This is a genomic window from Holdemanella porci, assembly GCF_019052655.1.
In the GTDB taxonomy this organism is placed as follows: domain Bacteria; phylum Bacillota_I; class Bacilli_A; order Erysipelotrichales; family Erysipelotrichaceae; genus Holdemanella; species Holdemanella hominis.
In genome coordinates this window covers 1-2,140 of the sequence record NZ_JAHQVB010000117.1, presented here as the reverse complement: position 1 = coordinate 2,140, position 2,140 = coordinate 1, and the positions used below count along the sequence as shown (strand labels likewise).

General features: G+C 32.9%; 3 protein-coding genes and 1 pseudogene. 1 reads left to right on the top strand and 3 read right to left on the bottom strand.

Translation table 11 applies throughout. The annotated features are described in order from the left end of the window. Positions 1-264 precede the first annotated feature (264 nt). The 3 genes and pseudogenes from KTQ83_RS12415 to KTQ83_RS12405 all read right to left on the bottom strand — a co-directional run. Positions 265-576: pseudogene (locus KTQ83_RS12415) on the bottom strand (PLP-dependent transferase); the annotation flags it as partial. Between the two features lie 56 nt (positions 577-632). Continuing rightward, positions 633-773 carry a hypothetical protein gene (locus tag KTQ83_RS12410; protein ID WP_244975863.1) on the bottom strand — a complete coding sequence of 47 codons (141 nt, stop codon included), beginning with the start codon at positions 771-773 and terminating at the stop codon, positions 633-635. Between the two features lie 100 nt (positions 774-873). Next, the gene (locus KTQ83_RS12405; RefSeq protein WP_244975862.1) at positions 874-1,467 is read right to left on the bottom strand and encodes an aminotransferase class I/II-fold pyridoxal phosphate-dependent enzyme; all 594 of its coding nucleotides are present in this window, start codon (positions 1,465-1,467) and stop codon (positions 874-876) included. Between the two features lie 203 nt (positions 1,468-1,670). Between KTQ83_RS12405 and KTQ83_RS11625 the strand changes: the two genes are divergently transcribed. Beyond that, positions 1,671-2,140 (top strand): transposase zinc-binding domain-containing protein (locus tag KTQ83_RS11625; RefSeq protein WP_217256921.1); only part of this gene is annotated, 470 nt, incomplete at its 3' end.

The following is a 2,140-nucleotide window of genomic DNA, read 5'->3' as shown; positions in this document are numbered from 1 at the left end:
TTGAAACGTACAACACGACATTCAAAATCAAAATAAGGGCTTCCGTCAAAAAAATTCAAATTTCCAAAAAAAAGAGGAGCACATTTTTTTGTTCCCCTCAAAGCCGTCATTTCTTAATTAAATAACATTGGAAATCTCTGACTTTTTTATTTATGTAACTGCTTCAAATGCTTTATCCAAATCTTGAATTATACCATCAATGTTTTCACATCTTATGCTTAAACGAATTATGTTCGGACGAATTCCCTGATCTAGTAACTCATCTTATGTACATTGTGATTGTTTTGTTGTCACCGGATAAATCACTAACGATTTAACATCCGCAACATTCGCCAATAAGGAGAATAATACTAGATTATCTATAAAATCTTTAGCTTTTTGTGCATCCCTCTTAATGTCAAACGTGAAGATATAGCCTCCTCCATTAGGAAAATGTTTTTTATACAACTCTTGTTGATTAGGATCTGTAGAGACGCTAGGATGAGATACGCTTTCTACTTGAGCATGATTATTCAAATATTCGACGACTTTTAATGCGTTATTACTATGACTTTCCACACGTAAGGATAATGTTTCTAACCCTTGTAAGAATTAAAATGCATTGAAAGGAGAAACTACAACTCCTGTATCTCTTAAAAGAATTGCACGCCCTTAGTGACGAATGCTGCAGCTCCATATGTTTGTGTAAAACTTATACCATGATAACTTGGATTTGGTTTTGTCAATGAATCGGATTTACCGCTAGCTTCACAATCAAATTTTCTTTCCTCCATCAACGATAACACCACCAATACTAGTTCCGTGACCTCAAATAAATTTTGTGGCTGAATGAATAAAAATATCAGCTCCATATTCAATTGGTCTCACTAAATACTATGAGGCGAATGTATTATCCACTACTAATGGGATTTTATGTTTATGAGCAATCTTTGTGATTGATTCAATATCTACTACATCAGAATTTGGATTACCCAATGTTTCAATATACAAAGCCTTTGTCTTTTCATTAATAGCACTTTCAATTTCTTCTTCATTAAAGATAGCTACAAAGTTTGTTTCAATCCCATACTTAAGTAGAGTGTTCTCCAATAAAATTAAATGAACCACCATATATATTTTTGGCTGAAACAATATTGTCCCATTTTGAGCTAAATTTAATATTGTATATGTAACAGCCGCTGCACCAGATGCTACGGCTAACTCAGCTACACCACCTTCAATAGCTGCTATACGCTTTTCAAATACATACTCACTTGGATTCGTTAAACATCCATAAATATTTCCTGCATCACTCAATCCAAAACGTGCTGCTGCATGATCGCAATTTCTAAACACATAAGATGGTGTTTGATAAATAGGCACTGCACGTTCATCAGTTGTTGGATCTGTTTGTTCTTGTCCTACATGTAGTTGTAATGTTTCGAATTTAAAATTTCGTTGATCTCTATTTAATTTAGTTATAATCATCCTCTTTATTTAATACTATTCTTATATGTTTTCTATGATAAAAAATGTTTATTATGGCAACGATAAATACAATTATTTACATTGTATTTAAATTTCTTTTATTTTAAGATAAAAAAAGCATCAAGTCATATAAAATGATTTGTATGGGCGCTTTTCATTTGCTAAGTCTTGTTTACATCTCTATTTAATTCTATACTTCAATTATGGACACCACTTATCATTCAAACATTCCAATTAAAACTCTATCATTATTAGATTGTGATGTTAAAAACTTCAATTTTATTCATCCCATCAAGAATATCTTCTTCGATAATATTGACTACATTCGAAAACTAGATGCTTCCGGTAAAGCTCGTCCTTGCATTTTAGACAATGTAGAACGTTCTCTTCTTTGCCACACATGTTATCTTGGCTTTGATCAGTTTGAATGTACCGATTGTGACAACTGGAATATTATTCCTCATTCATGCCATTCCAGGTTCTGTAATGCATGTGGTGTTAAATATGCCAAACAGCTTGCAGCCAAAACCACTTCTTTTTGTCTTGACTGCCCTCATAGACACATTGTATTTACTATTCCTGAAGAACTTAGAAACTGGTTCAGACAGGATCGTACTCGACTCAATCTTTTGTTTGTTGCTTCTAGAAACACCATTTCCATTCTCACCAATAA